This is a genomic window from Spirosoma rhododendri, assembly GCF_012849055.1.
In the GTDB taxonomy this organism is placed as follows: Bacteria; Bacteroidota; Bacteroidia; order Cytophagales; family Spirosomataceae; genus Spirosoma; species Spirosoma rhododendri.
This window is the reverse complement of sequence record NZ_CP051677.1, coordinates 2,080,995-2,107,365: the sequence shown is the minus strand read 5'-3', so window position 1 is coordinate 2,107,365 and position 26,371 is coordinate 2,080,995. Positions and strand designations below refer to the sequence as shown.

The window sequence follows — 26,371 nt, the reverse complement described above, 5'->3', positions numbered from 1 at the left end:
TGATTACCTTTTGGAGAAGTAATCTGGCAAGCTTACTAACAAACGACAAGAGCCGCTGATGATCAGCGGCTCTTGTCGTTTATTCTTGTACCAGGAGCGGGAATCGAACCCGCACGGCCCGTAAGGACCACAGGATTTTAAGTCCGGCGCGTCTACCGATTCCGCCATCCCGGCTTACACAAAAAAAGCACCGTGGTCGGTGCCTTTTCGTTGAGCGAAAGACGGGGTTCGAACCCGCGACCTCGACCTTGGCAAGGTCGCGCTCTACCAGCTGAGCTACTTTCGCGTATTTAATTCGCTTTCTGTCGGCGAATTGTGATGCAAAAGTAAGACTTATTTGCCGCTTGTCAAGTCCCCATCCCATATTTTTTCCGAATAGTAAGGCAACGTATTCATCGTGAATGGCTTACCAGCAAACTTTTTTTCACCTTGCTGTATAACAGCCAATTTATAACCTTTACCGGCTACAGGCTGTTTTCAGCTTTATACGACCCTTATACGTTTCCCCCGGCCTAACATGCAGCAACCTACCGAATCATACATCAACGCTATTGGCCGGGCCGTCCCCGAAGCATCGGCTCCGCAGGAAACAACGGCCCGTTTTATGGCCGACATGCTTGAGTGTGATGAGCGTGATCGCCGACGGCTAATGACGCTGTATCGGTTTACCCGCATCGAAAAAAGACATTCGGTCATTGCTGATTACGCCAAGCAACGGGGTGAGTTCACGTTTTATCCGAACACTGAGGGCATGGAACCATTCCCAACGGTTAGCCAGCGGATGCAGCTGTACCGCCGGGAAGCCGTGCCGCTCGCGCTGAACGCCATTCAGGACTGCTTCGATGCCTACCCCGGTTTCGATAAAGGGCAGATTACCCACGTTATCACGGTCAGCTGTACGGGGCTGTACGCGCCAGGGCCCGACATTGAGATTATTGAGGCATTGGGCCTACCGGGGCACACGCAGCGACTGGCTATTAATTTCATGGGCTGCTATGGCGCGTTCAACGGACTAAAAACAGCCAGTTCGATCGTCAGGTCGAACCCGGACGCAACCGTGTTAGTGGTTTGCATCGAGCTGTGCTCCATTCACTTTCAGAAGAAAACGGATACGGAACACTTACTAGCCAACGCCCTGTTTGCCGACGGCTCAGCGGCTGTTCTGGTGCAGAGTAAGCCCCGGCCCGATATTGCCATGCGTTTGCGGTCGTTTTACTGTGATTTGTTGCCGGAAGGCAAATCAGAGATGGCCTGGCACGTCGATAATTTCGGATTTGAGATGACGTTGACCAGCGAAGTACCGACGCATATTCAGCGGGGTATCCGGCAACTAATGCAGCGGCTGCTGAGTCAGTGCGGGCTTGAGATGAATGACATTGGCCTGTACGCGCTGCACCCCGGCGGCCGACGGATTCTGGAGGTTATCGAAGAGCAACTGGGTCTGTCGACAAACGATAACCGATACTCCTACGCCATTCTGCGCGAATATGGGAATATGTCGTCGGCGACGGTACTATTTGTGTTGCAACGCATCTGGGCCGATCTGGCTAGTGGTGCGCTCGACATGCCGGCGCATCAGCCCAACATTTTCAGCTGCGCGTTTGGCCCCGGCCTGACGCTGGAATCGATGATTACGGAAGTTGTGATGCCCCAGTTGGAGCTGGCAGATACTATTTCAGAATCTGCCAGTGCATCACCCCAATTTTCGTGAGGAAATAGTAGAGTGACGTTTTCAGTACCCCCAGGCCGTAGATTGAGCTGCGTTTGAAGTTGATCGACGACGCTTCTTCGAAATACTTGGTCGGGCAGGTCACTTCTGCAATTTCATAGCCCTTGTAGAAAATCTGGGCGATCATTTCGTTGTCGAAAATGAAGTCGTCTGAATTATGGGTAAAGTCCAGACTCCGCAGTACCTCGCCAGAAAAAGCCCGGTAGCCCGTGTGGTACTCCGACAGTTTCTGGTTCATTAGCAGGTTCTGCGTGAACGTCAGAAAACGGTTAGCCACGTATTTGTACATCGGCATCCCGCCTTTGAGGGCACCTTTGCCGAGAATCCGTGACGCAAACACGACCGGATATAGGCCGTTACCGATGATCGAGATTATGGCCGTCAGCAATAGGGGCGTATACTGGTAGTCGGGGTGGAGCATAACAACGATATCGCCCCCGAGTTCTACGGCTTTGCGGTAGCAGGTTTTCTGGTTTCCACCGTATCCCTTGTTTTTATCGTGGCGAATGACGTGGTTGATACCAAGCTGCCGGGCTACCTCTACTGTGTTGTCAGGGCTGGCATCATCGACCAGAATAACTTCGTCGACGATATCAAACGGAATCTCCCGGTATGTACGCTCGAGCGTCAAAGCAGCCCGGTAAGCGGGCATGACCACAATTACTTTTCTACCATTAAACATGACCCAAAACTAATGTCTGTTAATCACTATGCCAATTATTTACCGAATCAGACTAGCCCCTTGCGTTGATTGACCGTAAATTTACGGGTCGATTTAGCTCGTCTTCAGGCAACTGACCGGCAACTTGTCACTGTTATTTGTTAATCATAGCCGCCCGAAAGGCGAATCCGGTGCGTAGCGAAGTCAAGCGCATACGAGTCTCGTCTTCCGCGTTTTTTCCGTGTAATGTCTAGCGAAACAATCTTCTTCATTGCCTTTGCCGCTTTCGTACTGGTTGTCATGTCGTTTGATCTGGGGATTTTCTCCAAGCAAACCAGCCACGTTGTCACGTTCAGGGAAGCCGCTACGTGGAGTGCCATCTGGGTTGCCCTGTCGGTTGCGTTTTACTTTTTTCTCAAATCGTACGGCTACCTGGTTCATGGCATTTACGACATGGCTCAGCTGGAAGAAGTACGCAGCAAATACGCCAGTCACGTTACGCTCGTACCCGGCAATTTTGACGCCAGCCTTGCCCGCTTCCAGAATAACATGTCGCTCGAGTATATCACCGGTTACCTGGTTGAGTATTCGTTATCGGCTGATAATATTTTCGTATTTATTCTGATTTTCAATTCGTTCGGCGTCCGAGAACGCTACTACAAGAAGATCCTCGTCTGGGGTATTCTGGGAGCGATTGTCTTACGTTTCTTCTTTATTTTTATCGGATCGGCACTGATTCAACGGTTCGAATGGATTCTGTACCTGTTCGGTGCGTTTCTGGTGTACACCGGCCTTCAGCTCTTTTTCCAGAAAGACGAAGAAGATACTATCGATACGGGCAATCATCCGGTGGTCAAGTTTGCCTCCAAATACCTGAATATCTTCCCCCGCAACGTAAGCGACAACTTTTTTGTACGGGGCAAAATCGATCACAAGCTGTACGTGACGCCCCTGTTTCTGATCGTTATCGTCATCGCATTTACCGATCTGATTTTCGCGGTCGATTCAATTCCGGCTATTTTCTCGATCACGAAAGACCCGTACATCGTCTTTTTCTCGAACGTATTTGCCATCATGGGCCTTCGGTCGATGTTCTTCTTTCTGTCGAGCATTATTGAGCAGTTCCGTTTCCTCAAAGTTGGTCTGGCAGTACTGCTGACGTTTATCGGGGCAAAAATGCTGGCAGAACCGTGGCTGCACGATCTGGGTTTCAAACCCGTTTACTCTCTTTACATTATCGTAGCCATCCTGGGCATCAGCGTGTTGGCATCGTGGCTCATTCCTGAAAAAACCGAAAACAAACCTGCCTGATTACGTAGTAACATTCGCTGTATGTCGTGATTATTCCGGTTTCGCTCTCCGTTCTTCGGGCCTATCGCCGGCGGCTTACCAACCTGAGCAGCCGCAATCGATCGCTGGTGCTGAACAGCCTGCCCGGTAGTCAGTTTGTGGACCTACATACCTGCGACTTTCTACTGAATCGATCGTCGTTCAGCCTGATCGCTGATCTGATTGGACGAAAAGCGTCTGTACCGCTTTGTGCCGTACTCGATGCCCGACACGAGCGCAGCAATCAGGTTAGCCGCAAACTACGCCAGATAGATCGAACAGCCAGGTTCATTATCGACGAACGTGGCACCGATGATCTATACGTCGGCTGGCCGTTCGTACGGGGTAAGCTCCTCGACGGTACGGTTATTCACGCACCGCTGTTATTTTTCCCCGTAACCATCAGTCAGCAGGGGGCGCAATGGCGGCTCACAAGGCGGTCTGATGAACTGGGCTTTTTGAACCCTACGTTTCTAATTGCGTACAGTCAGTTCAACGCGATTCGTTTGCCGGACGAATTAGCGGAGAAAGCCCTGTCGGATTTCGACCGCGACCCATTGGTATTTCGTACGCAGTTGTACGAATGGCTACGCGACAGTTTGCTCAACGTCAATTTTAACACGGATCTATTTAGCGACACGCTGCATTTTTTCGATCAGCAATCGGTACGTAGCCTCGATCAGCTAGAGCATCATGGCGAGCTAACCCTTTTCCAGGAAGCCGTACTTGGCATTTTTCCTCAGGCGGGTTCTTACCTGTCTCCCGACTACGACCAGCTGATTGAACTTACCGCTGATACCGGTTTGCCCGCCAGCGACCCGGTCATAGCGACTGAGCGGTTACCGGAAAAGCAACTACGAACTCCCTTAGCCCTCGATGCCTCGCAGGAAGCCGCTGTCCGGGCCGTTCGTTCGGGGCAATCGCTGGTCGTTCAGGGACCGCCGGGAACGGGAAAGTCACAGCTTATCGCGAATCTGATGGCCGACGCAGCTGCGGCTGGTCGGCGGGTGTTGCTGGTCTGTCAAAAACGGGCTGCGCTGGATGTTGTACAGGCTCGTTTGCAGGCGGTGGGTATGGCTCCGTTTATGGCGCTCGTTCACGACTTTCAGGACGACCGCCGGGCGCTGTACGCGCAAATTGCCAGTCAGATCGACAGTGTCGACGCGTACCGGCAGCAGAATAACGGGTTGAATGCGGTATTGCTGGAGCGCGACTTCGAGCAGGAAAGCAACCGAATCGACGAAGCAGTGCGATGGTTGCAAACGGTCAAGACATCGCTTTTCGACACATCTGTTTTCGGTATTTCGGCAAAGGAACTATACCTGACCAGTCATCCCGATCGTCCTGTTCTCGAGTTAAGTTCTGTAGCCGCGCAGTTTCAACTAACCGACGCAATAGCCTTTACTGAGCGATTAACGCAGTTTGTTGCCTACGAGGAAGAACTGAAAAACGCTCCTTTATGGGCCAACCGTCGTTCGTTTGCAGACTACGGCACGGTAGACCGCTCACGTATCGAGCAAACGATTCGCCAATGGACTGAATTGGCCCAGTCAGTTCAGTTGCAGCTACGTACAACCACTGATCTATCATTCTCCCGAAGCGAGTTACTAGCCTGGTCTGCGTATTCTGCCGAGCTGAGCAGCGCCATCAGCAAACTCGACGCGGTCGAGTCGGCATCTGTCTGGCGTACGGTTGGTCAGTTGCGGACCTTGCATTACCAGACAGATGAATGGCTTGGCGACGGCCAACTAGTTGAGTTGGCGCAGACATGGCAGTTAGCGGAGTCGAATGCCCTGCCGCAATCGGTTGTGGCACTTCCCGATCTGCCCGCAAGTCAGCAATTAGTGCTTGACGCGCTGGAGGCACGGCCGTCGTGGCTACGCTGGCAATGGTGGCGGCTGACCGACACGGCGGGGAAAAAGATAGATGACCTTCTCGGGGAAACGGGGCTGACTGATTCAGAACCTCATCTTCGGCTCCTGCTTGGTCGGATTACCAATGCCATTCGGGCCGGGCAAATCCGGCAGGAAGTAACCCCCTGGCTACAGCGTATCGGCCTACCTATTACGCCCAATGCCTTGTGTGAATTAGTGCAGGCAAGGCAGTTGCTGGCCAGTCTGGACGTAATTGCTCCCCTGTCGACGTTAGTTGACGCTGTCGGTGCTACTGCTCCCCAGATGGCAGCCGCACTTCGTCAGTTCCATTCGTTATCGACGGAGGTAGCACATTTCACACAAGAGCAATCGCACTTATCGGATGAGCAACTCGACTTGCTCTGGACACAACCAATCCAGGCCGACGCCCTAAGTACATCGCTCCGGCAGCGTTTTGATCTGTTCGTCGAGGCCGACCGGCTGTATGCTGCGTTCTCGCCCGTCGAGCAGTCGATTATAAAGCAACTGAGCAGTTACGCACCGCACGACTGGGCCGGACTGTTTCAAAATTCAATCCGGCTGGCCTGGCTCGATTTGTTGGAGCAACGTCATCCTGAATTGAGCAGTGTTTCGTCTCTGAAAATGGCGCAGACGGAGCAGGCATTGCAGGACAGCATACAACGTAAGCAGCAGTTGAACCGCGATATGCTGCTGATCAAGTTGCGCGAGCAGACCTACCGGAAGTTGACCTTCAACCGAGTCAGCAACGTCGTTACGTACCGAGACTTATTGCATCAGACGACGAAAAAGCGGAACATATGGCCGCTGCGCAAGCTGGTGGAAACGCACACCGACGAGCTGTTCAGGCTGATTCCCTGCTGGCTGGCGTCGCCGGAATCCGTATCAGCGATTTTTCCACTTCGGCTCAACCTATTCGATCTTGTCATTGTCGATGAGGCTTCGCAGTGTTTCGCCGAAAGCGGGCTGCCTGCTTTCTTCCGGGGTCGTCAGATCGTGGTCACCGGCGATAATCAGCAGCTACGACCAAACGACGTGTACCGCACACAGATCGACGACCTTACCGATGCCGACGAGGAAACACCGGCTGAACTGGAGGTTGAATCCCTACTCGAACTAGCCGCCAGACACTTGCCACAGGTATTGCTAACCGAGCACTACCGCAGCCGATCGCTCGATCTGATCACATTTTCCAACCAGCATTTTTACCAGAACAGATTACAGCTTCTTCCCTATTTCGATCAGGTCAATCAGGCTAACCCGGCAATTCGTTATCTGCACGTAACCGGGCAATGGGCGCGCAACACCAATACTGTCGAAGCAGCGGCTGTGTTGGCGCAGCTTCAGCAGCTTGCTATCGAGCAACCGGGCCGCAGCGTGGGTGTTGTTACGTTCAACTACCCGCAACAGCAGCTGATACAGAATATGCTCGACGAAAGCCCGTTGACGACTCAGATTCCGGACCTGTTCGTCAAGAACATCGAAAACGTGCAGGGCGATGAGCGCGACATTATCATTTTCTCGATCGGCTACGCCCCCGACGAACGGGGGCGCCTGACCATGCATTTCGGTAGTCTGAATACGGCCGGGGGCGAAAATCGGCTGAATGTGGCGGTCACCAGGGCGCGGGAACGAGTCTACGTTATTACCAGTTTGTGGCCGGATCAACTCAAAGTCGACACTGCGACTGGGGAAGGCACAAGGCGACTGCGCGATTACCTAACTTATGCGCTGATGGTTTCGGAGGGTCAATTCAGACCGCAGCCTCAGCCTGTGACGGCCCTGCACGGTGATACATTGCTAAAAGACCAGTTGGCGCAGCAATCGCCGGATCGCCATCAGGAATTACCCTTCGCTGATCTTACAGTTCGCTCCGACGATACGTATCAGTCGCTGCTACTTACCGACGACGATCAGTTTTACGATCAGCCAGTTAAGCAGTCACTTGCTTACTTACCACTGGCACTCCGCGAACGGGGCTGGTTGTTCAAACGCGTCTGGAGTCGTAACTACTGGCGTAATCCTGCGTCTTCGATCTAAAAAAAACGGGACGTTTCCGCCCCGCTTTCTCTTCTACTCCTTCATCATACCCACGAACTGATCGAACAGGTAGTGTGAATCGTGCGGACCCGGCGACGATTCGGGGTGATACTGCACCGAAAATGCAGGCTTATCTTTCCGCCGAATCCCTTCGATCGTTTTGTCGTTCAGGTTAACGTGCGTCAGTTCGACATTGTCCGTATCCTGTAACTCATCGGCACTGACAGCGAAGCCGTGGTTTTGAGACGTAACTTCACAACGACCGGTAATCAGGTTTTTCACCGGATGGTTCAGCCCCCGATGCCCGTTGTGCATCTTGTACGTCGAAATACCACTAGCCAGTGACAGTATCTGGTGACCCAGGCAAATACCGAACAACGGCTTTTCGGCATCGAGTGCCTGCTTTACAGTCTCCACCGCGTAAGGCATAGCCGATGGATCGCCCGGCCCGTTTGCGATAAAAAATCCGCTTGGCTTCCAGGCTGCCAGCTCTTCGTAGCTGGTTTTAGCCGGAAACACCTTACAGAATACATTACGCTCGGTAAAGTTGCTCAGGATACTGCGCTTAACGCCCAGATCCAGCACAGCAACCCGCAGTTTCGATTCGGGATCGCCTTCTTCGTAGGCTTCTTTCGTGCTTACCTCCGAAGACAGTTCCAGTCCCGACATATCCGGCACTTCCTGCAACATTGACAAGAGCACCGCCGGGTCCAGTATCTCCGACGAGATAATGCAGTTCATAACGCCCTTCGAGCGAATGTAACGCACTAGCTGACGCGTATCGACACCGTGAATACCTACGATGTTTGCTCGTTCAAAATAATCCTGCAATGAACCGTCGGCCGTGTAGCGGGAATGAATGTCTGAGAAGAAGTTACAAACCATTCCACGAATTTTCACGCTGTTCGATTCCTGCTCAGCATTGTTCAACACGCCATAATTACCAATGTGCGACGTCGTGTTGATGATTACCTGACCGTAATAAGACGGGTCCGTGTAGATTTCCTGGTAACCGGTCATGCCGGTATTGAAGCAGATTTCGCCACCGGCAGTGCCTTTCTTGCCGAGTGCCAGCCCCCGATAAACGGTACCGTCCTGTAGAACCAATAGGGCTTCCTGTGCCTGTTTCATGAATGCGTTGGTCAAAAAGGTTAAAAAAAAGGGCTAACCGTTACCGGCTAACCCATTTTTGTATGATGACATTGATGACTCACCGATGATTATTCTTTGCCGCCTTTCAAACGGTCCTGTAATTCTTTCAGTTCATCATTCTTGCCGTCGCGGGCCAGTGCAGCCTGCTCGTTCCAGGTCGTAGCGTCGTGTACGTTGAAGCGTGGGCCAGCCTCTGTGAGCACTTGCTGAACGGTAGCATCGTCAGCATCCGCCAGCTGGGCAAACGTCGTGATACCAGCGTTATTCAGCATTTCGGCGATTTTCGGACCGATGCCTTCGATGATCGTCAGATCATCACCAGCTGCGGGCGAGGTCTCAGCGACTTCAGCGTCAGCGGGCAGCGCATCAGCCGGTGCTTCTACCGCGTCAGCATCAGCAGTCGTTGCTTCAGCCGTAGCTGGTGCCACTTCTGCGCCTTCCGTTGCCTTAGCTCCACCACTCCGACGGCTCCGGCGCGTACGGGTCGTTGCTGTCGCTTTCTCGGCGGCTGCGCTGATGAGAAGTTCGTTGAAGTCAACCAGCTCAATCAGGCAAGTCTCGGCATTGTCACCCTGCCGGTTGCCCAGCTTGATGATGCGTGTGTAGCCACCGGGACGGTTCGCAATTTTGTCGGCTACCGTACCGAACAGTTCTTTCACCGTTTCCTTGTTCGTCAGTGTCTGAAACACAACCCGACGATTCTGGTTGTTGTCTTCCTTCGCGCGTGTCAGGATTGGCTCAACGAACTTCCGCAGTTCTTTGGCTTTGGCCACCGTCGTTTCGATACGCTTGTGCATGATCAGCGACGATGCCATATTTTGCAGCATCGCTTCGCGGTGCGAATGCGTACGGCTTAGGTGGTTATCTTTTTTACCGTGTCTCATTGTTTTGTGAGGTTTACGGTTTTCGGTTCACAGTTTACGGTAGTCATCGACTCGAAACCGTAAACCAAATACCGTAAACCGGCTTAATCTTCGTCTAGTCTGTATTTAGCCACATCCATGCCGAACGTCAGGTTCTTTTCGGCCACTAGTTGCTCAAGCTCCGTCAATGACTTCTTACCGAAGTTGCGGAACTTCATCATGTCGGAGATCTCCAACCGTACCAGATCGCCCAACGTACGTACGTCGGCCGACTTCAGACAGTTGTAAGCCCGAACCGACAGGTCCAGATCCGCCAATGACGTTTTCAGCAGCTTGCGCATGTGCAGCACTTCCTCATCAACAACGTTTTCTTCTTCCGGCTTGGCCGTTTCAAACGTCATCGTCTGATCTGAGAACAGCATGAAGTGCTGAATCAGAATGTAAGCCGCTCCTTTCAACGCTTCTTCCGGATGGATTGACCCGTCCGTTTCGATGTCGAGTAACAGCCGCTCATAGTCCGTTTTCTGCTCAACCCGCGTGTTCTCGACGCTGTACTTCACGTTTTTGATTGGCGTGTAGATGGCATCGATGGGGATGTGACCAAACGGCAGTTCGTTAACGCGTGGTTCATCGGCAGGAACATAGCCCCGACCTTTTTCCACAAAAATTTCCATCTCCAGATCGAGTGTGTCGTCGATATGGCAAATTTCCATATCTGGATTCAACACTTCGAACGAAGGCGAAAACTTCGATATATCGCCCGCTTTCAGCACCGATTGCTTCTTGATGCTGACCGTGATTTTGTTGTCAACCATGTCCGAGATTTTCTTAAACCGAACCATTTTCAGGTTCAGGATAATCTCCGTCACGTCTTCAACAACACCCTCAATTGACGAAAACTCGTGCAGTACGCCTGGAAATTTTACGCTTGTGATAGCGTAACCTTCCAGCGACGACAGCAAAATGCGCCGTAGCGCGTTGCCAATCGTTACACCGTATCCTTTCTCAAGGGGTTTGAATTCAAACACTCCGTGAAAGTCGTCGGCTTTCTCCACGACGACCTTGTCGGGCATTTGGAACGCTAAAATTGACATACGTTTCGTATTGTTTTACAGCAGTTCTCTGCCTTGCGTGAAGACTCAAAAATGAGTTTTCAGATTACTCGCCTTACGGCACTCGCCCATGTTGATCGTGGATACTACCGCAGGTCGAATGTCTGTAAACCGTATGTATATATAAACAGCAGAACCAGGTTGGTTCTGCCATCAGCTTACTTCGAATACAATTCGACGATAGCCTGCTCGTTGAAATTCTCAGGAATCTGATCGCGCTCAGGATAGCTGATGAACTTGCCAGTCATTTGCTGACCGTCCCACTCTACCCAATTGTACCGGCGGGGGTTACGAGCCGACAAACTGGTAGAAACAGCTTCGAGCGATTTCGATTTCTCGCGTACGCCAATCAGTTGACCGGGCTTAAGCGAATAAGAAGGGATGTTTACTACTTCACCATCAACGATGATGTGCTTGTGTGCAACCAGCTGACGGGCAGCCCGGCGCGAAGTAGCGATACCCAGCCGGTAAACCGTGTTGTCCAGGCGGGCTTCACATAGTTTCAGCAGATTCTCACCTGTGATGCCTTCACGAACCTGAGCCCGGTGAAACAGTGCCCGGAACTGACGCTCCAGAATACCGTAGGTGTATTTTACTTTCTGCTTTTCAATCAGTTGCAGCGCATATTCAGATTGCTTGCGCTTACGTCCACGGCCATGCATACCGGGACCGTAGTTCTTTTTTTGCATCGCCTTGCTCGGTCCCATAACGGGCTCGCCGAACTTACGCGATATTCTGGCCTTAGGGCCTGTGTAACGTGCCATTCTTGACGGAATGAATAAGTGTGAAACATCGGACAGACACAACCAAATGTCGCCTGTCCTTATTCATAAAAAAAGCTACCGGTTGCCCGGCAGTATCGTTATACACGACGGCGCTTTGGAGGGCGGCAGCCGTTGTGCGGTAGTGGCGTGATATCACGGATCGTGGTCACTTCAATACCTGAGTTCTGAATGGTACGGATGGCCGATTCACGACCCGATCCTGGACCTTTCACGAATACCTCTGCTTTCCGCATACCCAGATCGTGAGCAACAGCTGCGCAGTTCGACGCTGCGGTTTGTGCTGCATACGGGGTGTTCTTCTTCGAACCGCGGAAGCCCATTTTACCAGCCGAAGCCCAGGAAATAACCTGACCGTTCATGTTGGTAATCGAAATGATGATGTTGTTGAACGTAGCCCGGATGTGAACCTGACCGACGGGCTCGACAACTACCACCCGTTTTTTCGCTTTGTCTTTGCGTTTTGCCTGTGCCATTGTAAGTAGGTAATCGTCAGTGAGTCACTGGTCTGTATTACATGCAGTCTGAACAGACGGCGGCAAATACTCCTGATGACAATGAGCGACCGATTAATTATTTCGTTACTTTCTTCTTGTTAGCAACTGTCTTCCGCTTACCCTTACGAGTACGCGAGTTGTTTTTAGTGTGCTGACCACGAACCGGTAGGCCCTTACGGTGACGCAGACCACGGTAGCAACCGATATCCATCAGACGCTTGATGCTCAGCTGTACTTCCGACCGGAGCTGACCTTCTACTTTGTACTCATTCGTAATCGTGTTACGAACAGCACTCGCTTCTTCGTCGGTCCATTCACTAGCCTTCTTGTCTACGCTGATACCAGCGTCAACCAGAATCTTCTTCGCCCGGCTCCGACCTATGCCGAAGATGTACGTCAGCGCGATCTCTCCACGCTTTTTATCCGGAATATCAACACCTGCAATACGTGCCATGCTTAGCCTTGTCTTTGTTTGTAACGGGGATTCTTTTTGTTGATCACGTACAGCTTCCCTTTCCGACGGATCACGATGCAGTCTTCGCTGCGCTTCTTGATTGACGCTTTAACTTTCATGGTTGAAATAGTTTGTAGTTCGTGGTTTGTCGTTCGTAGTTCTAAACCGAGAACTATAAACTACGAACCGCAAGCCGTTATTTGTACCGGTACACAATCCGCGCCTTACTAAGATCGTAAGGCGACATCTCCAGTTTCACGCGATCTCCGGGTAGAATTTTGATGTAGTTCATCCTCATCTTTCCGGAGATATGAGCAATTACCTCGTGCTTGTTTGCCAGTTCGACCCGGAACATTGCATTCGATAATGCTTCTAAGATTATACCATCCTGCTCAATTGAATTCTGCTTTGCCATGTTTGCTTTTAGGCTGCCATCATTTCCTGAGTATCAACCATGAGACTCGTGTTGGCTGTCACCGATTCGATGTACTCGAACGTGGTTAGTATTTCCGCTTTGCCTTTCCGAACCGCAACTGTGTGTTCAAAATGCGCCGAAGGTTTCCGATCGACGGTCCGAATTGTCCACCCGTCACGTTCCTGAATGATGCCTTTCTTACCAAAGTTGACCATCGGCTCAATGGCCAGAATCATACCTTCGTGCAGCTTAGGTCCTTGTCCCCTCTTACCATAGTTAGGCACTTCCGGTGCTTCGTGCAAGTTTTGACCTACACCATGACCGACAAGCTCGCGGACAACTGAATACCCAAATTTCTCAGCGTAAGTCTGCACAGCGTAGCCAATGTCGCCGACTCGGTTCCCCTCTATCGCTTTTTCTATACCAGCGTACAGGGATTCTTTTGTTCGGGAAAGCAGCCGTCGCGTTGCAGCAGAAACGTTTCCTACCGGATAAGTGTAAGCACTATCACTGTGAAAACCGTTCAGTTTTACTCCGCCGTCAATCGTGATAATATCCCCGTCCTTCAGTTCGTAGCGACCAGGAATACCGTGCACAACAACATCGTTTACCGATATACACAGCGAAGCCGGAAATTTATTGTACCCGAGGAACGATGGCGAGCCGCCGTTATCCTTAATGAACGTTTCGGCAACCTTGTCAAGTTCCTTGGTCGTCACACCTGGCCGAATGAGCTTGGCTACTTCGGCATGTGCTTTTCCCAAGACTCGAGCGCTGATTTTTATCAGTTCGATTTCCTCATCGGTTCTGATATAAATCACTTTATCTTTTTTGTCCGAACCGGCCATAATTCATCAGGCGACAGCAGCCGTCTCATTAGCACGTCCCTGTACACGACCAGACTTCATCAGCCCTTCGTAACGACGCATAAGCAAATAACTCTCTACCTGTTGCAGCGTGTCGAGCACTACACCCACCATGATCAGCAGCGATGTACCACCGAAAAACTGAGCAAAGCCACTCGTCATACCAAGCAAGTTGGCAATCGCTGGTAGGATGGCTACAATAGCCAGCATGATAGCGCCGGGCAACGTAATCCGATCGAGTACCGTACCAATGTATTCCGATGTTTGAAAACCAGGCTTTACACCGGGAATGAAACCACCGCTACGCTTCATGTCATCAGCGATCTGCGTCGGGTTGACTGAGATAGCTGTGTAGAAGAACGTGAACACAATGATTAGTACTGCGAACAGAATGTTATACTGCCACGACGTGTAGCTGCTGAATGCATTCTGAACACCGGCAGCGAAGTCGCTCTTTTCCGCGAAAAGCTGGGCCACGTATCCGGGAATAAACATCAGCGCCTGCGCAAAGATGATCGGCATTACACCAGCCGCGTTTAGCTTCAACGGCAGGTATTGACGTTGTCCACCCACGACTTTATTTCCAATCACCTGCTTCGCATACTGAATCGGAATCCGGCGAACGGCCTGTGTCAGAACAACGGCACCCATGATAACAAAATACAGGGCGACCATTTCCAGCACAAAAATCAGCAGACCGGCCGTGCCGCGCGACTGTTGCTCACCAATTATGGCACCTGGAAGTCGGGACACGATACCGATCATGATGATCATCGAAATACCATTGCCGATGCCCTTATCGGTGATCCGCTCACCCAACCACATACAAAAGATTGTACCTGACGTCAGAATGAACAGCGACGAAATGGTGAACAAGCCACGATCGATAAACAGCGCATCCTGAGGAATTGTCGTCCGCACGTACGTCAGTGCCTGTACCGCAGTGACTACAATTGTCAGCACCCGGGTTATCTGATTCAACCGCTTGCGCCCCGACTCTCCTTCCTTCTGCATCTTCTGGAAGTATGGCAGTGCCAGCGTTAGCAGCTGAATAGCAATTGACGCCGAGATGTACGGCATAATGCCGAGTGCGAAAATCGACGCTTTACTGAATGCTCCGCCCAGGAATGTATCAAGCAGACCAAGCAGCCCTTGCGGATTCAGGTTTAGTTTGCTAGGGTCGACACCAGGCAGAACAATAGCAGAACCGAGACGAAACGCCGTTATAAACAACAGCGTGTTGAGGATTCGACTCCGCAACTCGTCAATTGCAAAAATATTCTTAAACGTACTGATCAGTCGGTTCATACGATTCAACGGCTTATGCCGCCCTCACAACTAGTTCGCGGCTTCCTCTTTAGCTTCTTTAACAGGTACCACTACCTTGCCGCCCGCTTTCTCAATAGCGTCTTTTGCGCTGGCTGAGAAGGCATGTGCGTGAATTTCTACAGCTGACGTGATCTCGCCACGGCTAAGAATCTTCACAAGGTCGTTCTTTGCTACCAGACCGTGCTCCATCAGGAAGTTCAGGTCTACTACGGTAGCATTTGTTTCACTAACTAGCGTCTGGATCGAATCCAGGTTCAGAGGCTTGTACTCGACGCGGTTGATGTTCTTGAAGCCGAACTTCGGTACCCGACGCTGAAGTGGCATCTGACCGCCTTCAAAGTGGGTTTTACGGCTGTAACCTGAGCGCGACTGCGCTCCTTTGTGACCACGGGTAGACGTACCGCCCATCCCCGAGCCTTGTCCGCGTCCGACTCGCTTGCGCTCTTTGACGGAACCTTTTGCCGGTCTAAGGTTGCTTAGATTCATTGGAGTTGTTAATAAAAAAGATGATTCTTTTGGCTCTCGGTGCATCTACGCTTGGCGCGTACTGAACCTGCAAAACCAAAAGAATCGCAAAGGTACTTAAATTTCTTCAATCTTCACCAAGTGTTGTACCTTGGTGAGCGTGCCTTTTAGTGAATCATTCAACTCACGTTCAACACTCCGGTTGATTTTACCCAGGCCAAGCGACTTGATCGCGTTTTTCTGGGTCTGCGGCCGCTTGATCGTGCTGCTGACCTGCGTAATGCGTACTCGTGCCATGTCTTTGTTACCTGTTAAATTAACCGTTGAACACTTTGGCCACGCTTACCTGACGCTGGAAAGCTACCTGGTGAGGCAGACGCATTTTCAGCAGGGCATCAAGCGTAGCTTTTACCACGTTGTGCGGGTTCGACGAACCTTTCGATTTCGCTAGGATGTCGTGCACACCAGCTGATTCCAGCACGGCACGCATAGCTCCACCAGCGATCAGGCCAGTACCCGGAGCAGCTGGTTTCAGCAGGACGAAGCCACCGCTGAATTTACCTTCCATCTCATGGGGGACTGTCCGCTTCAACAAAGGGATCTGAACCAGATTCTTTTTTGCGTCTTCAACTCCCTTTGCGATCGCATCGGTAACTTCGTTGGCTTTACCTAGGCCATAGCCAACTACACCGTTACCGTCGCCAACGACTACGATAGCCGAGAAGCTAAACCGGCGACCACCTTTTACCACTTTAGCAACGCGGTTGATGGCTACCACCTTTTCCTTCAGGTCGGCTTCGTTATATTTTGTAGGTCTTGCTGCGTTCGTATTCATCGCTTAGAACTTAAGGCCACCCTCGCGGGCTGCATCGGCCAGTGCTTTAACTTTACCGTGATAGAGATACCCGTTGCGGTCGAACACGATAGAACTGATGTTCTGAGCAACAGCTTTCTCAGCCAGACGCTGACCCACTTTCTTCGCGGTTTCAACGTTGTTGCCTTCTACTTCACTCTTCAGTTCAATCGACGAGGCTGAAGCAAGGGTGTTACCCGCTTCGTCGTCGATAAGCTGCGCATAAATTGCGGTGTTCGAACGGAAAACCGACAGGCGGGGGCGTTCAGCCGTACCTGACACTTTAGCACGGATACCAAATTTGATCCGCGTTCTTCTTTCTAGTTTCGTTGCCATGTTATTTGATTCCGACCAAATAGGCGATTTTGATTCGTGGTTTGTAGTTTGTGTCTCGTAGTCTTCTCATTACAGTAAACCAGAGCACACAAACTACCGACTCTTTATTTCTTTGACGAAGACTTACCAGCTTTCCGACGAATTTCTTCACCGACGAACCGGATACCTTTGCCTTTGTAAGGCTCAACTTTACGGAGCGAACGAATCTTAGCGGCTACGTCGCCGATCAGTTGCTTGTCCGAACCTTCAAGGTATACCTTCGGGTTCTGACCTTTCTCCGTTACAGCCGTTACTTTGATTTCCTCAGGAACCGCTACATATACGTTGTGCGAGTAGCCAAGTTGCAGTTCCAGCACATTGTTGGTAACCGACGCCTTGTAACCTACACCGACGATTTCGAGGTTCAGTTTGAAGCCTTCGCTTACGCCCGTTACCATGTTGTTCACCAGCGAACGGTACAGACCGTGCATCGCTTTGTGACGCTTCTGCTCTGTTGGGCGCGATACCTGAATGGTTCCGTCTTCAACGGCTACCGAGATATCCCGGTCAACCAGCTGAGTCAGCGTACCCTTCGGGCCTTTCACCGTTACTACGTTCTGATCATCGACCGACAGCGTAACGTTGCTTGGCAGAGAAATTGGTTTCTTACCTATGCGTGACATTGTTCAGTTCAGATTAATAGACGTAACACAGTACTTCACCACCTACGTTCAGCGTTTTCGCTTCCTTGTCGGTCATTACGCCTTTCGAGGTCGAAATGATCGCTACACCCAGGCCGTTGAAGATACGGGGCAGGTGATCGGCACCACGGTACTGACGAAGACCCGGACGGCTTACACGCTGAAGATCAACAATAGCCGACTGCTTAGTGGTCGGGTTGTATTTCAGGGCGATTTTGATGCTGCCTTGTGGGGTGCTGTCGTCGAACTTGTAGTTCTGAATGTACCCTTTTTCATAGAGCACCTTCGTAATCTCTTTCTTTATGTTCGAAGCAGGAATCTCCACTACCCGGTGCTTAGCCCGGATAGCGTTTCTGACGCGGGTCAGGTAGTCTGCTATTGGATCTGTATTCATTCTGAGCGTTGCGTTACTTACAAACCGTTGGTTCGCAAAATTACGGAAACTGAATTGTTGCTTGTGAGAACTACGGTTACCAGCTTGCCTTGGTTACACCAGGAATCTTACCAGCCGATGCCATTTCCCGGAACGTTACCCGTGAGATACCAAACTTACGCATGTATCCCCGTGGGCGACCCGTCAGTTTGCAACGGTTGTGCAGCCGGACAGGCGACGCATTCTTAGGCAGTTTGTCCAAACCGATGTAGTCACCGGCAGCTTTCAGGGCAGCCCGCTTGCCAGCGTATTTAGCTACCAGTGCTTCACGTTTCCGTTCCCGCGCTTTTATTGATTCTTTTGCCATGTCGGTTTCTTATTGTTTGCCGCCTTTTGTGAACGGCATACCCATTGCTTTCAACAGTTCGTAACTCTCGTTATCGGTATTGGCCGTAGTTACGAACGTAATGTCCATGCCCGAAATACGCGCTACTTTGTCAATGCTGATTTCCGGGAAGATGATCTGCTCCTGCACGCCGAACGTGTAGTTACCACGACCGTCAAACCCTTTGTCGCTGATGCCTTTGAAGTCACGAACGCGGGGCAGAGCCACCGTCGTCAGACGATCAAGGAATTCAAACATGCGCTCGCCACGCAACGTAACTTTCGCACCGATCGGCATCTTCTCCCGAAGTTTGAAGTTCGACACGGCTTTCTTCGACATCGTGGGAACAGCCTTCTGACCCGTGATGGTCGTCAGCTCTTCAACACCTACATCGACAAGCTTCTTGTCAGCTACAGCGGCTCCGATACCTTTGTTGATGACAATTTTGCTCAGTCGAGGCACTTGCATGATCGACTTGTACTGGAATTTGTCTTTTAACTGAGGAACAACCTCATTCAAATATTTCTCTTTCAGTCTTGGCGTTGCCATTTCTATAGACCTTTTATTGTTTGCGGTAAGCGTCCGGGATAAAGTTGCCCGTCTTCTTCGAGAAGCGTTGCAGTTTACCCTTTTCGTTTACTTTACGACCAGTGCGAGTTGGCTCTCCGGTAGCCGGATCAATCACCATCAGATTGCTGATGTGCACCGAACCTTCGGTTTTTACCAGACTACCTTGCGGATTCGAAGCCGTGGGCTTCATGTGCTTCGTAATCATGGCAACGCCCTCAACACGAGCACGATCTTTTTCCACAATTACTTCTTTCACGACACCGCGCAACCCTTTTGAGTTCCCACCAATGACAACAACGGTATCGCCCGCCTGAATGTGGAATTTATGTTTCGGAAGCGTTACTTTCTTTTCCATCGTTTACAGTACCTCTGGGGCTAACGATACAATTTTCATAAACTGCTTCTCGCGCAACTCACGGGCTACGGGTCCGAAAATCCGGGTACCCCGTGGCTCATCGTTATTGTTGAGCAGAACGGCAGCGTTATCTTCAAAGCGGATATACGAACCGTCTTTCCGGCGTATTTCCTTCTTCGTACGAACGACTACGGCTTTCGATACCGTACCCTTCTTCATGTTGCTGGACGACAGAGCCTGCTTCACCGTTACAACGATCTTATCACCGACCGATGCATAGCGTTTGCCCGTACCGCCGAGAACGCGGATAACCAGCACTTCTTTCGCGCCACTGTTATCGGCAACTCCTAATCTTGATTCTTGCTGTACCATGGCTTACTTCGCTTTTTCGATGACTTCGACTAAACGCCAACGCTTGTTCTTGCTCAACGGACGGGTTTCCATGATGCGAACAGTGTCGCCGATACCACACTCGTTGTTCTCATCGTGAGCGGTCAGTTTCTTCGTTTTGTTTTGAAACTTACCGTACAGAGGATGCTTCACTTTTCGCTCAATAACGACAGTGATCGTTTTCTGCATCTTGTTGCTGGTTACCCGGCCGATGCGTTCTTTGCGGTTATTACGCTCCGCCGTGTCTGTAGTTGCAGCAGGGGTAGCCTGAGGCTGTGCTGCGGCTACTGGCGCTTGCTCTTCTGGCTGCGGAGTGGCTGATTGTTGCTCTTCCATGTCTTTCGTAATTAGGATTTAGCGGTCAGTTCCGTATTCAGACGAGCAACCCGTTTCCGGCTCTCACGGATACGCATTGGATTCTCGATAGGAGATACTGCGTGCGCGAACTTCAATTTCAGCAGACGATCCTGCTCAGCATTGAGTTCTGTCCGTAGCTGCTCAGCTGTTAATCCTGTCAAATCTTCTTTTTTCATCTTGTTTGTCGCTTTAGGCTACTATTCCTGAACCTGCTCCTGGTAATCACGACGGACGACAAACTTGGTCCGTACCGGCAGCTTCTGAGCAGCTAGCCGCAGCGCTTCCATACCTGTAGCCAGATCAACACCCGTTGCTTCAAACATGATCGTGCCGGGTTTCACGACGGCCACCCAATACTCGGGAGCACCTTTACCTTTACCCATCCGTACTTCAGCCGGCTTCTTGGTGATTGGCTTATCGGGGAAAATCCGAATCCAGACCTGACCTTCACGCTTCATAGCACGGGTTACCGAGATACGAGCAGCTTCTATCTGACGAGCGGTGATGCGGCCGGGCTCCAGCGATTTAATGCCGAAGGTACCGAAGGCTATTTCATGACCACGCGATGCGATACCGGGAATCCGGCCTTTCTGCATCTTGCGGAACTTAGTTCTTTTTGGCTGTAACATTTCTGCTAAAAGGTTTACAGTTTACAGTTCAGTTGTCTATCGTGTATACAGTGAACTGTAAACTCGTTTATCGTCTTGGACCGCCACCGCCACGGTTGCCACCCTGACCACCGCCACGGTTGTTACCGCCTTGACCACCACCGCGATTGCCGCCCTGGCCACCGCCACGGTTGTTGCCGCCACGGTCGTTACGACCACCACGATCGTTACCATCGCGGTCGCCACGTGGGCCACGACGATCACCACGGTCAGCCGGACCAGCAGAACGCTCGTTAGCTTGCGCCTGGCTCATCATAGCGGCTGGTGACAGGTCACGCTTGCCGTAGACTTCGCCTTTGAAAATCCACACCTTAATGCCGATTTTACCGTATACCGTTTGGGCTTCCGAAATAGCGTAATCGATGTCAGCACGGAGTGTGTGCAGGGGAACACGACCCTCTTTGTACTGCTCCGACCGGGCAATTTCAGCACCGCCCAGACGACCCGATACCTTTACTTTGATACCCTGTGCGCCAACCCGCATGGCCGACTGAATGGCCTGCTTCATGGCACGACGGAACGAAATACGAGCCTGTAGCTGCTGAGCAATTGCTTCACCAACCAGCTTGGCATCGATCTCAGGACGTTTAATCTCGAAGATGTTGATCTGGACGTCTTTGCCCGTGATCTTCTTCAGCTCTTCTTTGATCTTGTCGACCTCACCACCGCCTTTACCAATCACAATACCCGGACGGGCCGTGTGAATGGTCAGCGTTACCCGCTTCAGCGTCCGTTCGATAACAACACGGGCGATAGCTCCTTTCGGAATACGGGCTGCGATGTACTTACGGATTTTTTCGTCTTCAACGAGTTTGTCCGCAAACTCTTTACCACCGTACCAGCTCGATTCCCAGCCCCGAACAATACCGAGTCGCAGGCCAACTGGATTAATTTTTTGTCCCATTTCTCTTATTGTTCGTTTTCTGAGGTAGTTGCTTCAGCCGATTCAACAGCACCTTGTACTGTGCTATCGATCACGATCGTAATGTGGTTCGACCGCTTCCGAATCCGGTGACCACGACCCTGCGGAGCCGGACGAAGCCGCTTCAGCATTGGACCGCCATCAACGAAGATCGTTTTTACGTACAGGTCAGCATCTTCAATACGCTCATCAGCGTTTTTCTGCTGCCAGTTAGCCACCGCCGACAACAACACTTTCTGTAGTGTAGCTGCGCCAGCCTGCGGCTGAAATTTCAGAATACCCAGCGCCCGGCTTACGCGCTGACCACGAATGAGGTCAGCGATCAACCGCATCTTACGGGGCGACGTGGGCACATCTTTAAGTTTTGCTACTGCTTCCATCTTTGAGTTTGAAGTTTGATGTTTAAGGTTTGAGGTTTAAGTCATTTCAACTTTAAACTTTGGACCTCAAACTTCAGACTGATTTATCGTTTGCCCTTGTCTTTCTTGGCAGTGTGCCCCCGGAAGTTACGCGTGGGAGAAAATTCACCCAGTTTGTGACCTACCATGTTCTCCGTCACATACACAGGGATAAACTTGTTCCCGTTGTGAACAGCAAAGGTGTGGCCTACGAAATCCGGCGAAATCATGGACCGACGCGACCAGGTTTTGATAACCGATTTGCGGCCCGAGTCATTCTGCGTCTGAACCTTGTTGTCCAGGCGGAAGTCGATATATGGGCCTTTTTTTAGTGAACGTGCCATTGTTGTTGGTTCAAGGTTTAAAGTTTAGGGTTTAGGTTGTTGCGGTGAACACTACACTTTAACCGTTAAACTTTTAACCATTTTATTTTTTGCGTCGGCTGATAATCATGCTTTCAGAAGCCTTGTTCTTCTTGCGGGTCTTCTGACCTTTAGCGAACTGGCCATTCCGTGAACGGGGGTGTCCACCCGAAGCCCGGCCTTCGCCACCACCCATCGGGTGATCGACAGGGTTCATCACTACAGCCCGGACGCGCGGACGGCGACCCAACCAGCGATTACGACCAGCCTTACCAACGACAACGTTCATGTGGTCGGGGTTCGATACCGAACCAACCGTAGCCATGCATGTGCTCAATACCCGGCGGGTTTCGCCTGACGGCATACGCAGGATAGCGTACTTGTCTTCACGACCAACCAGTTGTGCGTACGTACCAGCCGACCGAGCCATTGCGCCACCTTTACCAGGTGTCAGCTCAATGTTGTGAACGATCGTACCGATAGGCATTGTGCTCAGCGGCATTGCGTTACCAACGTCTGGCGTCGAGCCTTCGCCTGACTGCACTTTCTGACCAACAGTGATACCCTGCGGAGCAATGATATACCGCTTTTCGCCGTCGGGGTACTGCACCAACGAGATGCGGGCCGAACGGTTTGGATCGTATTCTACAGTCAAAACTTCGGCAGGTTGGCCGACTTTGTCGCGCTTGAAGTCGATAATGCGGTAGTGCCGCTTATGTCCTCCACCAATGTAGCGCATAGTGCGGTGACCTTCGTTGTTCCGGCCACCGGTTCTCTTCAGGGGCTCCAGCAGGCTTTTTTCCGGCTTGGAGGTGGTTATTTCCGCAAAGTCGGGTGCCACGCGGAAGCGTGTACTCGGCGTTATTGGTCTTAGTTTTTTAACTCCCATGACTGTTTAAATGTAGGGCAATGCCCGGTTTACAGGTCAGCGTAAATGTCGATTACTTCGCCTTCTGCCACCGTAACAATTGCTTTCTTGGTGGTTGGGGTCTTACCCGTCACAACGCGTCCGTTGATGTTCTTGCTGCGGTTTTTACCGTAAACCCGCATCGTGTTCACCGACGTCACATTTACACTATACATTTTCTCGATCGCTTTACCGATCTCGATTTTGTTGGCTTTCTTGTCGACCTCAAAAGCATACTTTCCCTGCTTGTTCAGGTCCGTCATCTTCTCCGTGACGATCGGGCGTTTCAGTATGTTCATGTTCTTTGGTCGAGACTACTGGTTAAACAGCGTTTGAATAGTTGACAGCGCTGCTTCGCTGATCAGCAGTTGGTCAGCGTTCATCAGATCGTAGGTATTAACCTGCGCAGCTGTGGTCACCTTAGCTTTCTGTACGTTCCGGCTCGACAGTACGACGTTAGCGTCGAGGTCGGGCAGGATGAGCAGCGTTTTGCGGCCCGTCAGGTTCAGATCGTTCAGAAACTGAATGTAATCTTTCGTGCGGGGTGCTTCCAGTGCGATCGAATCGATAACTGAAATCTTCTCAGCCTGTGCTTTTACAGCGAATGCCGACTTACGAGCCAGCGACTTCACTTTCTTGTTCAGCTTGAAGCTATAATCGCGGGGCGAGGTCCGAAGATGGTACCACCGCCAACGAATACAGGCGATTTAGCACTACCGGCCCGAGCACCGCCCGTACCTTTTTGCTTCTTCAGTTTGCGGGTCGAGTGGGCGTTTTCAGCACGCTCTTTCGCTTTGTGTGTACCCTGACGCTGATTGGCCAGGTACTGCTTCACGTCGAGATAAATCGCGTGCTTATTCGGCTCGATACCGAATACATCTTCGGGCAGCGTGACCTTCTTGCCTGTGTCGACGCCTTTGCTGTTATATACGATTACGTCCATGGCCTATTTCTCGATGATAACGAATGAATTTTTGGCTCCTGGAATCGAACCACTAACAACGAGCAGGTTTTGCTCAGACATGACACGCAGAACGCGCAGGTTTTGCACTTTCACACGGTTACCGCCCATACGGCCGGCCATACGCAGCCCTTTGAAGACGCGTGAAGGGAACGAGCAGGCACCAATCGAACCTGGGTGGCGACCCCGGTTATGCTGACCGTGCGTCTGACCGCCAACACCACCAAATCCGTGACGTTTCACAACGCCCTGGAAACCGCGACCTTTCGCCGTTCCGACTACATCGACGAAGTCGCCTTCACCAAATACGTCAGCGGCCGTTAGGGTATCGCCAAGGGTGAACTCTTGCGTGAATTCTTTGAATTCAACGAGTTTCCGCTTCGGCGTGGTACCAGCTTTCTTGAAGTGGCCCATCTCCGGCTTGTTGGTGTGCTTTTCTTTCTTCTCGCCAAAACCCAGTTGCACAGCCGCGTAGCCGTCTTTCTCGACGCTACGGACCTGGGTGACGACACAGGGACCCGTTTCAATCACTGTACATGCCAGAGCCTGCCCGTCCGCATTGTACACGCTGGTCATCCCGATTTTCTTGCCAATTAAACCAGACATTTGTGTTTGTTTAAAGTAAGCAGGTGAAAAATGGTATTAAATTCCCGCATCGGACCTTCCGAATCGGGCCGCAAAAGTAGACATTCTACTGGACGAATCCTATATCTATCTAGCAGTCAGGCCCAAAAACAACATAAAAAAAGGTCGGGCGCGATGCACCTGACCTTCAGCGACGCAACTGACAGCCGCCTGCGCGGATTCAGCTGGTGAAAAGTCAGGTGTGGTTTCTACTAATTGCCAAAGCAGTAGCGGACCTTCACCTAGCGTATGTTGCCTTTCTCGGTTCCGAGTTTGGGAGGGCAAAAGTAGTGATTCTCTGGTAGAAATAAAAAATTTACACAAATAAAGTTGTGTGTGTAAATCCGCTTGACTAAACATGTCAGCGCGTACTGTCATTGTCTAAAAATGGCTAGGTTTGTAAAAACTGTATGCACGCATACCATGCCAGATTTTGCAGGTAAGATTGTATTTATCACCGGGGCCGGTTCGGGTATCGGCCGGGCAACAGCACTAGCGTTTGCAAAGGCAGGTGCATATGTTGTGGTGACCGATATCAACGAAATAAGCGGTCAGGAAACCGTTGCAATAATTGAGCAGCTTGGCCAAGAAGCGCAATTCCTGCTGTGCGACGTAAGTTTACGAGGCTCTATCGTTGGCGCGATTGGTCAGACTATTGACCTTTTTGGTCGACTGGATATTGGCATCAATAACGCGGGCATAGGCGGTAAATACGGCCGGCTGCTCGATCAGTCACCGGGCGATTTCGAACAGATCATGGCGATCAACGTCGGCGGAGTATTCTACGGGATGCAGGCGCAGGTGCAGCAGATGGTGAAGCAGGGCGGTGGGCAGATCGTCAACGTGTCAAGCATTGCCGGGGTACGGGGTATGCCCTTCGGTGCGCCTTACAGTGCCTCGAAGCACGCGGTGATTGGCCTGACGAAAACGGCCGCGCTGGAATATGCCAAACAGAACATTCGTATCAACGCGATCTGTCCGGTATATACGCACTCGTCAATGGTCGATGAATTGATTCAGACCGCCCCCGGCATCGAAGACCGGATGCGCCGGATGATTCCGATGGGCCGACTGGGACAGCCGGAAGAAATTGCGCAGGCCATTCTTTGGCTGTGTGCCGACGAAAACTCGTTCGTAACGGGTCAGGCCATACAGCTTGATGGCGGCTTCACGGCTGGTTGACCGACAGCTACTAGGCTGGAAAAACGTTTATCCAGTTTTCTTCGTGTTGCCGCATGGCCGCTGCTTCGGCCTCTGACTTATCACCGTAGCCACAGAGATGAAGCAGACCGTGGGCCAATACCCGACGCATTTCCAGTTCGGGCGTGATACCCAATTGCTGCGCGTTGTCAGCTACCCGTTCGACGCTGATATAGATGTCACCCTCCAGCTTGTCGTCTTCCTCGCGCTGATCGAACGTGATAATGTCTGTGTAATAATCGTGTTGCAAATAGTCGCGGTTGACCTGCAACACGTACTCGTCGGAGCAAAAGATGTAATTCAGCTCGCCAATCCGGTAGCCCTCCCGGGTCGTTTGCTCTTTAAGCCATTGGCGGGTGGCTTGTTTCTGAGGAAGTTTATAGTCGACGTCTTCGTTGAAAAAGCGAATCATAGCGGGCGGATCGGTACGAAATAAATTTGTCC

General features: G+C 51.4%; 35 protein-coding genes, 2 tRNA genes and 1 pseudogene. 4 read left to right on the top strand and 34 right to left on the bottom strand.

Annotated elements, in window-relative coordinates; translation table 11 throughout:
• Nucleotides 1–88 precede the first annotated feature (88 nt).
• Nucleotides 89–174, bottom strand: a tRNA-Leu gene (locus tag HH216_RS08850).
• 39 nt (nucleotides 175–213) lie between these two features.
• Nucleotides 214–286: transfer RNA gene (locus HH216_RS08845), tRNA-Gly, on the bottom strand.
• 231 nt (nucleotides 287–517) lie between these two features.
• Here HH216_RS08845 and HH216_RS08840 point away from each other — a divergent pair.
• Nucleotides 518–1,711: a type III polyketide synthase gene (locus HH216_RS08840; RefSeq protein WP_169550488.1), complete on the top strand. Its 1,194-nt coding sequence runs from the start codon at nucleotides 518–520 to the stop codon at nucleotides 1,709–1,711.
• Here HH216_RS08840 and HH216_RS08835 read toward each other — a convergent pair.
• Nucleotides 1,671–2,411 carry a glycosyltransferase family 2 protein gene (locus HH216_RS08835; protein ID WP_169550487.1) on the bottom strand — a complete coding sequence of 247 codons (741 nt, stop codon included), beginning with the start codon at nucleotides 2,409–2,411 and terminating at the stop codon, nucleotides 1,671–1,673. The genes HH216_RS08840 and HH216_RS08835 overlap by 41 nt on opposite strands.
• A 225-nt stretch (nucleotides 2,412–2,636) precedes the next feature.
• Between HH216_RS08835 and HH216_RS08830 the strand changes: the two genes are divergently transcribed.
• On the top strand, nucleotides 2,637–3,701 hold the full coding sequence (locus HH216_RS08830; protein ID WP_169550486.1) for a TerC/Alx family metal homeostasis membrane protein: 1,065 nt from the start codon (nucleotides 2,637–2,639) through the stop codon (nucleotides 3,699–3,701).
• A gap of 26 nt (nucleotides 3,702–3,727) precedes the next feature.
• On the top strand, nucleotides 3,728–7,651 hold the full coding sequence (locus tag HH216_RS08825; RefSeq protein WP_254448746.1) for an AAA domain-containing protein: 3,924 nt from the start codon (nucleotides 3,728–3,730) through the stop codon (nucleotides 7,649–7,651).
• A 33-nt stretch (nucleotides 7,652–7,684) separates the two neighbouring features.
• Here HH216_RS08825 and carA read toward each other — a convergent pair whose 3' ends face one another.
• From carA to rplC, 30 genes and pseudogenes are all read right to left on the bottom strand, one after another.
• Nucleotides 7,685–8,782 (bottom strand): glutamine-hydrolyzing carbamoyl-phosphate synthase small subunit, encoded by a 1,098-nt coding sequence (gene carA, locus HH216_RS08820; protein WP_169550485.1) that lies wholly within the window; start codon nucleotides 8,780–8,782, stop codon nucleotides 7,685–7,687.
• A gap of 89 nt (nucleotides 8,783–8,871) precedes the next feature.
• A complete protein-coding gene (gene rplQ / locus HH216_RS08815; RefSeq protein WP_169550484.1) occupies nucleotides 8,872–9,687 on the bottom strand; it encodes a 50S ribosomal protein L17 in 816 nt (271 codons plus the stop codon).
• Between the two features lie 83 nt (nucleotides 9,688–9,770).
• Nucleotides 9,771–10,760 (bottom strand): DNA-directed RNA polymerase subunit alpha, encoded by a 990-nt coding sequence (locus tag HH216_RS08810; protein WP_169550483.1) that lies wholly within the window; start codon nucleotides 10,758–10,760, stop codon nucleotides 9,771–9,773.
• Between the two features lie 176 nt (nucleotides 10,761–10,936).
• Nucleotides 10,937–11,542 (bottom strand): 30S ribosomal protein S4, encoded by a 606-nt coding sequence (rpsD, locus tag HH216_RS08805; RefSeq protein WP_169550482.1) that lies wholly within the window; start codon nucleotides 11,540–11,542, stop codon nucleotides 10,937–10,939.
• Between the two features lie 98 nt (nucleotides 11,543–11,640).
• A complete protein-coding gene (gene rpsK / locus HH216_RS08800) occupies nucleotides 11,641–12,036 on the bottom strand; it encodes a 30S ribosomal protein S11 (RefSeq protein WP_093827728.1) in 396 nt (131 codons plus the stop codon).
• A 97-nt stretch (nucleotides 12,037–12,133) separates the two neighbouring features.
• Complete coding sequence (gene rpsM, locus HH216_RS08795) at nucleotides 12,134–12,511, bottom strand: 30S ribosomal protein S13 (RefSeq protein WP_169550481.1); 378 nt, start codon at nucleotides 12,509–12,511, stop codon at nucleotides 12,134–12,136.
• A 2-nt stretch (nucleotides 12,512–12,513) separates the two neighbouring features.
• Nucleotides 12,514–12,630 (bottom strand): type B 50S ribosomal protein L36, encoded by a 117-nt coding sequence (ykgO, locus tag HH216_RS08790; protein ID WP_009284800.1) that lies wholly within the window; start codon nucleotides 12,628–12,630, stop codon nucleotides 12,514–12,516.
• A 77-nt stretch (nucleotides 12,631–12,707) separates the two neighbouring features.
• A complete protein-coding gene (gene infA / locus HH216_RS08785) occupies nucleotides 12,708–12,926 on the bottom strand; it encodes a translation initiation factor IF-1 (RefSeq protein WP_018618718.1) in 219 nt (72 codons plus the stop codon).
• A gap of 8 nt (nucleotides 12,927–12,934) precedes the next feature.
• Nucleotides 12,935–13,774: a type I methionyl aminopeptidase gene (map, locus tag HH216_RS08780; RefSeq protein WP_174842705.1), complete on the bottom strand. Its 840-nt coding sequence runs from the start codon at nucleotides 13,772–13,774 to the stop codon at nucleotides 12,935–12,937.
• Nucleotides 13,775–13,780: 6 nt separating this feature from the next.
• Nucleotides 13,781–15,100 (bottom strand): preprotein translocase subunit SecY, encoded by a 1,320-nt coding sequence (gene secY, locus HH216_RS08775; RefSeq protein WP_169550480.1) that lies wholly within the window; start codon nucleotides 15,098–15,100, stop codon nucleotides 13,781–13,783.
• 30 nt (nucleotides 15,101–15,130) lie between these two features.
• Nucleotides 15,131–15,607 (bottom strand): 50S ribosomal protein L15, encoded by a 477-nt coding sequence (rplO, locus tag HH216_RS08770; protein ID WP_169550479.1) that lies wholly within the window; start codon nucleotides 15,605–15,607, stop codon nucleotides 15,131–15,133.
• A 96-nt stretch (nucleotides 15,608–15,703) separates the two neighbouring features.
• A complete protein-coding gene (gene rpmD / locus HH216_RS08765; protein WP_106137351.1) occupies nucleotides 15,704–15,883 on the bottom strand; it encodes a 50S ribosomal protein L30 in 180 nt (59 codons plus the stop codon).
• Nucleotides 15,884–15,902: 19 nt separating this feature from the next.
• Nucleotides 15,903–16,421 (bottom strand): 30S ribosomal protein S5, encoded by a 519-nt coding sequence (rpsE, locus tag HH216_RS08760; RefSeq protein WP_106137350.1) that lies wholly within the window; start codon nucleotides 16,419–16,421, stop codon nucleotides 15,903–15,905.
• A 3-nt stretch (nucleotides 16,422–16,424) separates the two neighbouring features.
• Entirely contained in the window at nucleotides 16,425–16,775 is a 351-nt protein-coding gene (gene rplR / locus HH216_RS08755; RefSeq protein ID WP_169550478.1) for a 50S ribosomal protein L18, read from the bottom strand.
• 104 nt (nucleotides 16,776–16,879) lie between these two features.
• Nucleotides 16,880–17,437 carry a 50S ribosomal protein L6 gene (gene rplF, locus HH216_RS08750; RefSeq protein ID WP_169550477.1) on the bottom strand — a complete coding sequence of 186 codons (558 nt, stop codon included), beginning with the start codon at nucleotides 17,435–17,437 and terminating at the stop codon, nucleotides 16,880–16,882.
• 13 nt (nucleotides 17,438–17,450) lie between these two features.
• Entirely contained in the window at nucleotides 17,451–17,849 is a 399-nt protein-coding gene (rpsH, locus tag HH216_RS08745) for a 30S ribosomal protein S8 (RefSeq protein WP_169550476.1), read from the bottom strand.
• 76 nt (nucleotides 17,850–17,925) lie between these two features.
• Nucleotides 17,926–18,195, bottom strand: coding sequence for a 30S ribosomal protein S14 (rpsN, locus tag HH216_RS08740; RefSeq protein WP_169550475.1), 270 nt, complete (start codon nucleotides 18,193–18,195; stop codon nucleotides 17,926–17,928).
• 9 nt (nucleotides 18,196–18,204) lie between these two features.
• A complete protein-coding gene (gene rplE, locus HH216_RS08735) occupies nucleotides 18,205–18,762 on the bottom strand; it encodes a 50S ribosomal protein L5 (protein ID WP_169550474.1) in 558 nt (185 codons plus the stop codon).
• Between the two features lie 13 nt (nucleotides 18,763–18,775).
• Nucleotides 18,776–19,138, bottom strand: coding sequence for a 50S ribosomal protein L24 (gene rplX / locus HH216_RS08730; protein WP_169550473.1), 363 nt, complete (start codon nucleotides 19,136–19,138; stop codon nucleotides 18,776–18,778).
• 3 nt (nucleotides 19,139–19,141) lie between these two features.
• On the bottom strand, nucleotides 19,142–19,510 hold the full coding sequence (gene rplN, locus HH216_RS08725) for a 50S ribosomal protein L14 (RefSeq protein WP_169550472.1): 369 nt from the start codon (nucleotides 19,508–19,510) through the stop codon (nucleotides 19,142–19,144).
• Between the two features lie 3 nt (nucleotides 19,511–19,513).
• Complete coding sequence (gene rpsQ, locus HH216_RS25780; protein WP_254448823.1) at nucleotides 19,514–19,717, bottom strand: 30S ribosomal protein S17; 204 nt, start codon at nucleotides 19,715–19,717, stop codon at nucleotides 19,514–19,516.
• A 158-nt stretch (nucleotides 19,718–19,875) separates the two neighbouring features.
• Nucleotides 19,876–20,061 (bottom strand): 50S ribosomal protein L29, encoded by a 186-nt coding sequence (gene rpmC / locus HH216_RS08715; protein WP_169550470.1) that lies wholly within the window; start codon nucleotides 20,059–20,061, stop codon nucleotides 19,876–19,878.
• 21 nt (nucleotides 20,062–20,082) lie between these two features.
• Nucleotides 20,083–20,514: a 50S ribosomal protein L16 gene (gene rplP, locus HH216_RS08710; protein ID WP_169550469.1), complete on the bottom strand. Its 432-nt coding sequence runs from the start codon at nucleotides 20,512–20,514 to the stop codon at nucleotides 20,083–20,085.
• 67 nt (nucleotides 20,515–20,581) lie between these two features.
• Complete coding sequence (rpsC, locus tag HH216_RS08705) at nucleotides 20,582–21,457, bottom strand: 30S ribosomal protein S3 (RefSeq protein WP_169550468.1); 876 nt, start codon at nucleotides 21,455–21,457, stop codon at nucleotides 20,582–20,584.
• Between the two features lie 5 nt (nucleotides 21,458–21,462).
• Nucleotides 21,463–21,855: a 50S ribosomal protein L22 gene (gene rplV / locus HH216_RS08700; protein ID WP_169550467.1), complete on the bottom strand. Its 393-nt coding sequence runs from the start codon at nucleotides 21,853–21,855 to the stop codon at nucleotides 21,463–21,465.
• Between the two features lie 83 nt (nucleotides 21,856–21,938).
• On the bottom strand, nucleotides 21,939–22,217 hold the full coding sequence (gene rpsS, locus HH216_RS08695; RefSeq protein WP_169550466.1) for a 30S ribosomal protein S19: 279 nt from the start codon (nucleotides 22,215–22,217) through the stop codon (nucleotides 21,939–21,941).
• An 82-nt stretch (nucleotides 22,218–22,299) separates the two neighbouring features.
• Entirely contained in the window at nucleotides 22,300–23,124 is an 825-nt protein-coding gene (gene rplB / locus HH216_RS08690; RefSeq protein WP_169550465.1) for a 50S ribosomal protein L2, read from the bottom strand.
• Nucleotides 23,125–23,153: 29 nt separating this feature from the next.
• Entirely contained in the window at nucleotides 23,154–23,441 is a 288-nt protein-coding gene (gene rplW / locus HH216_RS08685) for a 50S ribosomal protein L23 (RefSeq protein WP_169550464.1), read from the bottom strand.
• 15 nt (nucleotides 23,442–23,456) lie between these two features.
• Nucleotides 23,457–24,085 (bottom strand): annotated as a pseudogene (gene rplD, locus HH216_RS08680) (50S ribosomal protein L4).
• A gap of 3 nt (nucleotides 24,086–24,088) precedes the next feature.
• Nucleotides 24,089–24,709 (bottom strand): 50S ribosomal protein L3, encoded by a 621-nt coding sequence (rplC, locus tag HH216_RS08675; RefSeq protein ID WP_169550463.1) that lies wholly within the window; start codon nucleotides 24,707–24,709, stop codon nucleotides 24,089–24,091.
• Between the two features lie 441 nt (nucleotides 24,710–25,150).
• Here rplC and HH216_RS08670 point away from each other — a divergent pair, with 441 nt between their 5' ends.
• Complete coding sequence (locus tag HH216_RS08670; RefSeq protein WP_169550462.1) at nucleotides 25,151–25,909, top strand: SDR family NAD(P)-dependent oxidoreductase; 759 nt, start codon at nucleotides 25,151–25,153, stop codon at nucleotides 25,907–25,909.
• 10 nt (nucleotides 25,910–25,919) lie between these two features.
• On the opposite strand, the gene ybeY is transcribed toward HH216_RS08670, so the two are convergent.
• Complete coding sequence (ybeY, locus tag HH216_RS08665) at nucleotides 25,920–26,339, bottom strand: rRNA maturation RNase YbeY (RefSeq protein WP_169550461.1); 420 nt, start codon at nucleotides 26,337–26,339, stop codon at nucleotides 25,920–25,922.
• Between the last annotated feature and the right edge of the window lie 32 nt (nucleotides 26,340–26,371).

Coding starts and splice junctions, on each gene's coding strand:
- HH216_RS08840 (WP_169550488.1), top strand. CDS start 518: ATGCAGCAACCTACCGAATCATACATCAACGCTATTGGCCGGGCCGTC.
- HH216_RS08835 (WP_169550487.1), bottom strand. CDS start 2,411: ATGTTTAATGGTAGAAAAGTAATTGTGGTCATGCCCGCTTACCGGGCT.
- HH216_RS08830 (WP_169550486.1), top strand. CDS start 2,637: ATGTCTAGCGAAACAATCTTCTTCATTGCCTTTGCCGCTTTCGTACTG.
- carA (WP_169550485.1), bottom strand. CDS start 8,782: ATGAAACAGGCACAGGAAGCCCTATTGGTTCTACAGGACGGTACCGTT.
- rplQ (WP_169550484.1), bottom strand. CDS start 9,687: ATGAGACACGGTAAAAAAGATAACCACCTAAGCCGTACGCATTCGCAC.
- HH216_RS08810 (WP_169550483.1), bottom strand. CDS start 10,760: ATGTCAATTTTAGCGTTCCAAATGCCCGACAAGGTCGTCGTGGAGAAA.
- rpsD (WP_169550482.1), bottom strand. CDS start 11,542: ATGGCACGTTACACAGGCCCTAAGGCCAGAATATCGCGTAAGTTCGGC.
- rpsK (WP_093827728.1), bottom strand. CDS start 12,036: ATGGCACAGGCAAAACGCAAAGACAAAGCGAAAAAACGGGTGGTAGTT.
- rpsM (WP_169550481.1), bottom strand. CDS start 12,511: ATGGCACGTATTGCAGGTGTTGATATTCCGGATAAAAAGCGTGGAGAG.
- ykgO (WP_009284800.1), bottom strand. CDS start 12,630: ATGAAAGTTAAAGCGTCAATCAAGAAGCGCAGCGAAGACTGCATCGTG.
- infA (WP_018618718.1), bottom strand. CDS start 12,926: ATGGCAAAGCAGAATTCAATTGAGCAGGATGGTATAATCTTAGAAGCA.
- map (WP_174842705.1), bottom strand. CDS start 13,774: ATGGCCGGTTCGGACAAAAAAGATAAAGTGATTTATATCAGAACCGAT.
- secY (WP_169550480.1), bottom strand. CDS start 15,100: ATGAACCGACTGATCAGTACGTTTAAGAATATTTTTGCAATTGACGAG.
- rplO (WP_169550479.1), bottom strand. CDS start 15,607: ATGAATCTAAGCAACCTTAGACCGGCAAAAGGTTCCGTCAAAGAGCGC.
- rpmD (WP_106137351.1), bottom strand. CDS start 15,883: ATGGCACGAGTACGCATTACGCAGGTCAGCAGCACGATCAAGCGGCCG.
- rpsE (WP_106137350.1), bottom strand. CDS start 16,421: ATGAATACGAACGCAGCAAGACCTACAAAATATAACGAAGCCGACCTG.
- rplR (WP_169550478.1), bottom strand. CDS start 16,775: ATGGCAACGAAACTAGAAAGAAGAACGCGGATCAAATTTGGTATCCGT.
- rplF (WP_169550477.1), bottom strand. CDS start 17,437: ATGTCACGCATAGGTAAGAAACCAATTTCTCTGCCAAGCAACGTTACG.
- rpsH (WP_169550476.1), bottom strand. CDS start 17,849: ATGAATACAGATCCAATAGCAGACTACCTGACCCGCGTCAGAAACGCT.
- rpsN (WP_169550475.1), bottom strand. CDS start 18,195: ATGGCAAAAGAATCAATAAAAGCGCGGGAACGGAAACGTGAAGCACTG.
- rplE (WP_169550474.1), bottom strand. CDS start 18,762: ATGGCAACGCCAAGACTGAAAGAGAAATATTTGAATGAGGTTGTTCCT.
- rplX (WP_169550473.1), bottom strand. CDS start 19,138: ATGGAAAAGAAAGTAACGCTTCCGAAACATAAATTCCACATTCAGGCG.
- rplN (WP_169550472.1), bottom strand. CDS start 19,510: ATGGTACAGCAAGAATCAAGATTAGGAGTTGCCGATAACAGTGGCGCG.
- rpsQ (WP_254448823.1), bottom strand. CDS start 19,717: ATGCAGAAAACGATCACTGTCGTTATTGAGCGAAAAGTGAAGCATCCT.
- rpmC (WP_169550470.1), bottom strand. CDS start 20,061: ATGAAAAAAGAAGATTTGACAGGATTAACAGCTGAGCAGCTACGGACA.
- rplP (WP_169550469.1), bottom strand. CDS start 20,514: ATGTTACAGCCAAAAAGAACTAAGTTCCGCAAGATGCAGAAAGGCCGG.
- rpsC (WP_169550468.1), bottom strand. CDS start 21,457: ATGGGACAAAAAATTAATCCAGTTGGCCTGCGACTCGGTATTGTTCGG.
- rplV (WP_169550467.1), bottom strand. CDS start 21,855: ATGGAAGCAGTAGCAAAACTTAAAGATGTGCCCACGTCGCCCCGTAAG.
- rpsS (WP_169550466.1), bottom strand. CDS start 22,217: ATGGCACGTTCACTAAAAAAAGGCCCATATATCGACTTCCGCCTGGAC.
- rplB (WP_169550465.1), bottom strand. CDS start 23,124: ATGGGAGTTAAAAAACTAAGACCAATAACGCCGAGTACACGCTTCCGC.
- rplW (WP_169550464.1), bottom strand. CDS start 23,441: ATGAACATACTGAAACGCCCGATCGTCACGGAGAAGATGACGGACCTG.
- rplC (WP_169550463.1), bottom strand. CDS start 24,709: ATGTCTGGTTTAATTGGCAAGAAAATCGGGATGACCAGCGTGTACAAT.
- HH216_RS08670 (WP_169550462.1), top strand. CDS start 25,151: ATGCCAGATTTTGCAGGTAAGATTGTATTTATCACCGGGGCCGGTTCG.
- ybeY (WP_169550461.1), bottom strand. CDS start 26,339: ATGATTCGCTTTTTCAACGAAGACGTCGACTATAAACTTCCTCAGAAA.